9 protein-coding genes are annotated in these 4,154 nt (G+C 41.3%); 6 read left to right on the top strand and 3 right to left on the bottom strand.

Going from position 1 to position 4,154, the window contains the following annotated elements:
* The first annotated feature begins 91 nt into the window (after positions 1-91).
* Complete coding sequence (locus DSM107010_RS37140; protein ID WP_258184063.1) at positions 92-334, top strand: response regulator; 243 nt, start codon at positions 92-94, stop codon at positions 332-334.
* 217 nt (positions 335-551) lie between these two features.
* On the opposite strand, the gene DSM107010_RS37135 is transcribed toward DSM107010_RS37140, so the two are convergent.
* The 3 genes from DSM107010_RS37135 to DSM107010_RS37125 all read right to left on the bottom strand — a co-directional run bounded on the left by DSM107010_RS37135 (position 552) and on the right by DSM107010_RS37125 (position 1,863).
* Entirely contained in the window at positions 552-938 is a 387-nt protein-coding gene (locus DSM107010_RS37135) for a hypothetical protein (protein WP_106170453.1), read from the bottom strand.
* A gap of 148 nt (positions 939-1,086) precedes the next feature.
* Positions 1,087-1,476 carry a response regulator gene (locus DSM107010_RS37130; RefSeq protein WP_219889115.1) on the bottom strand — a complete coding sequence of 130 codons (390 nt, stop codon included), beginning with the start codon at positions 1,474-1,476 and terminating at the stop codon, positions 1,087-1,089.
* Positions 1,477-1,650: 174 nt separating this feature from the next.
* Complete coding sequence (locus DSM107010_RS37125) at positions 1,651-1,863, bottom strand: hypothetical protein (RefSeq protein WP_127025355.1); 213 nt, start codon at positions 1,861-1,863, stop codon at positions 1,651-1,653.
* A 136-nt stretch (positions 1,864-1,999) separates the two neighbouring features.
* Between DSM107010_RS37125 and DSM107010_RS37120 the strand changes: the two genes are divergently transcribed.
* The 5 genes from DSM107010_RS37120 to DSM107010_RS37100 all read left to right on the top strand — a co-directional run bounded on the left by DSM107010_RS37120 (position 2,000) and on the right by DSM107010_RS37100 (position 4,093).
* Positions 2,000-2,248: a hypothetical protein gene (locus tag DSM107010_RS37120; protein ID WP_106170450.1), complete on the top strand. Its 249-nt coding sequence runs from the start codon at positions 2,000-2,002 to the stop codon at positions 2,246-2,248.
* Positions 2,249-2,659: 411 nt separating this feature from the next.
* Positions 2,660-3,082 carry a hypothetical protein gene (locus DSM107010_RS37115; RefSeq protein ID WP_106170448.1) on the top strand — a complete coding sequence of 141 codons (423 nt, stop codon included), beginning with the start codon at positions 2,660-2,662 and terminating at the stop codon, positions 3,080-3,082.
* Positions 3,066-3,356 (top strand): hypothetical protein, encoded by a 291-nt coding sequence (locus DSM107010_RS37110; RefSeq protein WP_106170446.1) that lies wholly within the window; start codon positions 3,066-3,068, stop codon positions 3,354-3,356. The genes DSM107010_RS37115 and DSM107010_RS37110 overlap by 17 nt, the downstream gene beginning before the upstream one ends.
* A complete protein-coding gene (locus DSM107010_RS37105; RefSeq protein WP_106170444.1) occupies positions 3,346-3,795 on the top strand; it encodes a hypothetical protein in 450 nt (149 codons plus the stop codon). Before DSM107010_RS37110 ends, DSM107010_RS37105 begins: the two co-directional genes overlap by 11 nt.
* Positions 3,796-3,799: 4 nt before the next feature.
* Positions 3,800-4,093 (top strand): hypothetical protein, encoded by a 294-nt coding sequence (locus tag DSM107010_RS37100; RefSeq protein WP_106170442.1) that lies wholly within the window; start codon positions 3,800-3,802, stop codon positions 4,091-4,093.
* Positions 4,094-4,154: the final 61 nt, after the last annotated feature.

The following is a 4,154-nucleotide window of genomic DNA, read 5'->3' as shown; positions in this document are numbered from 1 at the left end:
AGCTTGTTGAAACATCACAGCAATCGCAATCGCACTTCTATCCTATTCTAACAATTATCTACAACTGTAGTACTAACATGGTCAGAATGCTATAGAAATGGCGCAGCAACATCAACCAGATTTAATCCTACTGGATATCATGATGCCTGAGTTAGACGGCATGGAAGTTCTCAAGCGACTGAGAAAAAACCCACAAACAAGAGAGATTCCAGTAATTGCTGTCACAGGAATGAACGAAAATCGAGAGTACTTTCTCTCAGCAGGTTTTGATGACTGGCTGGGAAAACCAATTGAATTTGAAGAGTTAGAGGAAGTTATACGTCGTCACATCTAGCTTATGAATTCATGAATATCCTTTGATTTCTTGAAGGTCAGTAGCTTCAATTGCTGGTATGCACCTAATAAAATTCCTACCAACTAGCGTTGCGGTAGGAAGAGTATGAAACGCCTATGTACTAGCTTATTTGATATTTCTGCACGGCAACGTACTTCTCCTCAACCAATAGAATGAATTAATTGTCATAAGCGGTTGTAAAGTTAAGAACACATAACTACAGATGCTTTCCGACTAACTCGATTCTTCTTTGCATCATCTGAGAGAAAATGACAAGTGCTTGAACAAATGCAATTCTTGCTTCCAATTGCAACCGTGAAATGAACGTTATCAATTCTGTATGATATTCGTCCAAATTAATCGCTACTTCGGTGTTGGTTTGTGCTTCTTCTGTTAGTTCTACTACTATTTCGAGATAGATATCTACCTCTTCTGCCTTCTGTTGAATCACCTGACCGCATTCCTCAATCAGTTGACCGTGTTCCAATGCTAATTGGTCGCTATGTTCTTGTATTCTCTTACCCAATTGCTCTATTTTGATTCCTTGTTCTTGTAACTTTAGGACTTGTTGTTCCAAGCAAGTAAACACTGTAACTTCAGGCATGATGTTACAAGCAAAGGTTATAAGCAAAGAATATCTAATCCTGCTACGACTAGCTTCTATCGAAAGTTAACCAGCAAAATGTTGTATCTATCACTACGACCACTCTCGGAAATTCAGAAGAGATTATGAAACGGTTAGTACTTTGTGTCTAGGAAACATAACGCTTAATCACTGTTTCCAGAAATTCAATATCGTAAGGTTTTGCCACGAAGTCAATACAACCTGCTGATAAATACTGTCCTTTCTCTTCTTCTGCGACCATAGCAGTCACAGCAACGATTGGTATTTTTGCTGTCCGAGAGTCTTGCTTGAGACGCTGAGCAACTTCTACACCAGTCATATCAGGTAGCACCATATCCAACAAAATCAAGTCGGGCTGGTGTTGCTGTGCCATAGCTATTGCAGTTCGACCATCAGTAGCAGTAACGAGTGGAAAGCCTATTATCTCCAATACCTGAATCATCAGTTCTAAGTTGTCCGCACCATCTTCAACTGCTAGAACTAAAACCTGTTTGGAATTGTCAAACTGACTGTCCACGACAAACGAAACCTCCTAACATTTATAGCTGCTAACCTCTGTCTTAAGTAATACATCCTAAAGCATATACTCTATGTTACTTAAAAAACTGTTACATTATACTTTCCGTAGCACAAATTTCCTCACTATGGTGCATATAAGAGTCTCAGCCACCAGCCTGTAATGTGGGACAACTCACAAGCGACCGTCTCTAGGGTCAACATCCTGCGGAAACACAAACAGATTCAGTGCGCCAGCTCTACGGGCAAGAACAATAGCATCCCCTAAGCGATAGCGTGTAATTAGCATCCACCTACCGTAGTACCCGTAAACATCAACTGGAGTTGTGACATTCTCTTCAGTAGGGAGCGGCGTTTGCCAACGTGAATTTATCACAGCAATAAGCATTAATAATTCCTCCTGCTGAAGGTTTAGCTAATGCTGAGTTTCCACACACCTATCCTGAGATTTGTCCCCATGTGCCTGTAAGCATTTATAAAGGTGTGCTAATCCCGTAAGCATATCCAAACCAGAAGCAGAAAGAATGGCTCATGTTATATCTATTCGATGCAAGCGTAGGATTGGTGAGAAGATTGTTGATATAAAAGAGAACGGGAAAATGGATGTGGGGGGAAATCCTGACCCTATCGTTAGAGTCGATAGGGTTAAACTAGCAGACCTTGGTATCACACCTGACCAATCTTCCAACTATCAAGCGATGGCTGCTATACCTGAACCTGTATTTGATGAGTTAGTCAAAGCAAAGCCTCCTGTGTTAGTGCCAAGAGGCTAATAGTAAAGATTTATCTACTTACTGATTATGTATCAGGAATAACAATTATAAGCAAGCCTACGACAAAATCTTAATAGAAATTAGCGGTTCAACCTTAACCACAGTATTTGCTAGACTAGTCTTATATATGATAAATCTTATATGAACTTCGGCAACATATAGCCGCGCTTCTTCCGCTTTTCTTTGGTTCTCCATCATAATGTCTCGCTAAAGCAGTTCCTCCACCGTCTCTGAGGGCTGCTTTTTTATTGGTGTAGTTGCGTTAGTTTTGACATTCTGACAAATCTAACACCCTAGACAACTTTCTTTTTTTGTATACCGTATACAGTACACAAAATACACTAAAAATAGGCTAAAATAGTCTATAGATGCAGCATTCTGCAAGAAATAGCAGTAGTTTGCAAAAGAAATATGAAAAAACGTGACCAATCAGGTTTAACAGACAGGGAGTTAGTAGCCGTAGCAAAGTTTGTACAAGGGGCTACACCTGGAGAGATTTGTGAAGACCTAAATATACACCCTACAACGTTGATGCGTTGGAGACAAAAGCCTGCATTTATTGAGGCTATGCGAACGGGAAGAGAATTTATCTGGAGTATGGTTGCTAACCGTTTGGTAGATGAGTGTTTATCAACTACGGCTGTTGTACGGGAGATGAGAGATTTACCTGTCGATGGTTTTGTGGGGGATACAAAAGTAGCCAACGTCAAATTAAGTGCTTCACGGTTGCTCCTAGAATATGCCTCAAAAGCTCAGGACATGGAGAACTTCAAAGCACGTTTAGAAGCCCTAGAAGCGCGTTTAGCAGGTGAATTGAATGAGAACCAACTCTAGCCTATTAAGTCGAATTGAAGCTCTTGAGAAGCGTATTAACAGCCGTCCCAAGAAACGAACAAAGGCTGATGAAGCTGCGTTGTACGCCGAAGCTGAGGAGTTGCTAAGGAAGTTTAGAGAGGAGCGCAGAGAGAGTCGTGAGGAGTGGGAAAGAGAGTATGCGGAAAGACTCAAATGGAATGCAACACCAACTGTGGTCGAACCTGCACTTGAAGTGGAAGAATCACTAGACGACTTTGAAGCATGGCTTGGAGGTGTACAAGATGAGGATTGAAATACCACCACTGCACCTAACACCACCAGTTACACGCGGTTACGTGAGCGATATCGTAGCCAATCAACAACTACGACAACAGGAATACGATAGCTGGCAACTCTCCATCACTTGTAAATTCCAGGTGGCTGAAGGGTGTCGTCCAGCAAATATCTTTGATGCCTTAATTGGACGTATTGACGACCCAGCATTGGTGTTGATGAACAAGGCTCGGACAGTAAAGCTGGTTCGTGTTGAGGGTATCAAACAACTCAAGGCTGAAGGTTGGGTCATAGTGGCATGTGAGTTTAATAAACGCAATAAGAAGAACATTGATAAATATTTGAGCGATGCGGTTCCACTTCACCCCGTAAGACCTTCACAGGAAGAATACGAGGAAATGAAGAAGAAGTATTACAACAACCTGGTCTATAACCCAGTTAGATTTATTTGGAGATAAAGAGATGGATATGCGAGAGATGGAATTATTAGAGAGTGTGGTTGGAGAGTTACGAGTTCAGCGCCATCGCAAAGATTTGGATAAGTTTGAGAAGTACCCACGGCTACAGAAACAACTTGAGTTAGCTTTACTGTTTCCCACAGAAGAGATGCGGCGTAAGAAGTTGGAACAGTTAATGGCTGATTTACCTGAAACCATAGCTAACCAGATTAAAGCTGCATTCCTAGATGATTTTGCGGATTATGCGGCGTTTGTGGAAGCTGGTAAGAAGGTACAACCGCAGGGCAAACGCATCTAAATTTATACCAAGCTTAAAGTGATATTCTGGAACAAATACTTTTATGGAGAAATAAGCGTCT

Origin of the sequence: Chroococcidiopsis cubana SAG 39.79, assembly GCF_003991895.1 — a bacterium.
Classification (GTDB): domain Bacteria; phylum Cyanobacteriota; class Cyanobacteriia; order Cyanobacteriales; family Chroococcidiopsidaceae; genus Chroococcidiopsis; species Chroococcidiopsis thermalis.
This window is presented reverse-complemented; position numbering and strand designations above follow the sequence as displayed.

Bases quoted from the DNA above. Each gene is read 5' to 3' on its own strand.
- DSM107010_RS37135 (WP_106170453.1), bottom strand. From the start codon at position 938: ATGCCTGAAGTTACAGTGTTTACTTGCTTGGAACAACAAGTCCTAAAG.
- DSM107010_RS37125 (WP_127025355.1), bottom strand. From the start codon at position 1,863: ATGCTTATTGCTGTGATAAATTCACGTTGGCAAACGCCGCTCCCTACT.
- DSM107010_RS37120 (WP_106170450.1), top strand. From the start codon at position 2,000: ATGGCTCATGTTATATCTATTCGATGCAAGCGTAGGATTGGTGAGAAG.
- DSM107010_RS37115 (WP_106170448.1), top strand. From the start codon at position 2,660: ATGAAAAAACGTGACCAATCAGGTTTAACAGACAGGGAGTTAGTAGCC.
- DSM107010_RS37110 (WP_106170446.1), top strand. From the start codon at position 3,066: ATGAGAACCAACTCTAGCCTATTAAGTCGAATTGAAGCTCTTGAGAAG.
- DSM107010_RS37105 (WP_106170444.1), top strand. From the start codon at position 3,346: ATGAGGATTGAAATACCACCACTGCACCTAACACCACCAGTTACACGC.
- DSM107010_RS37100 (WP_106170442.1), top strand. From the start codon at position 3,800: ATGGATATGCGAGAGATGGAATTATTAGAGAGTGTGGTTGGAGAGTTA.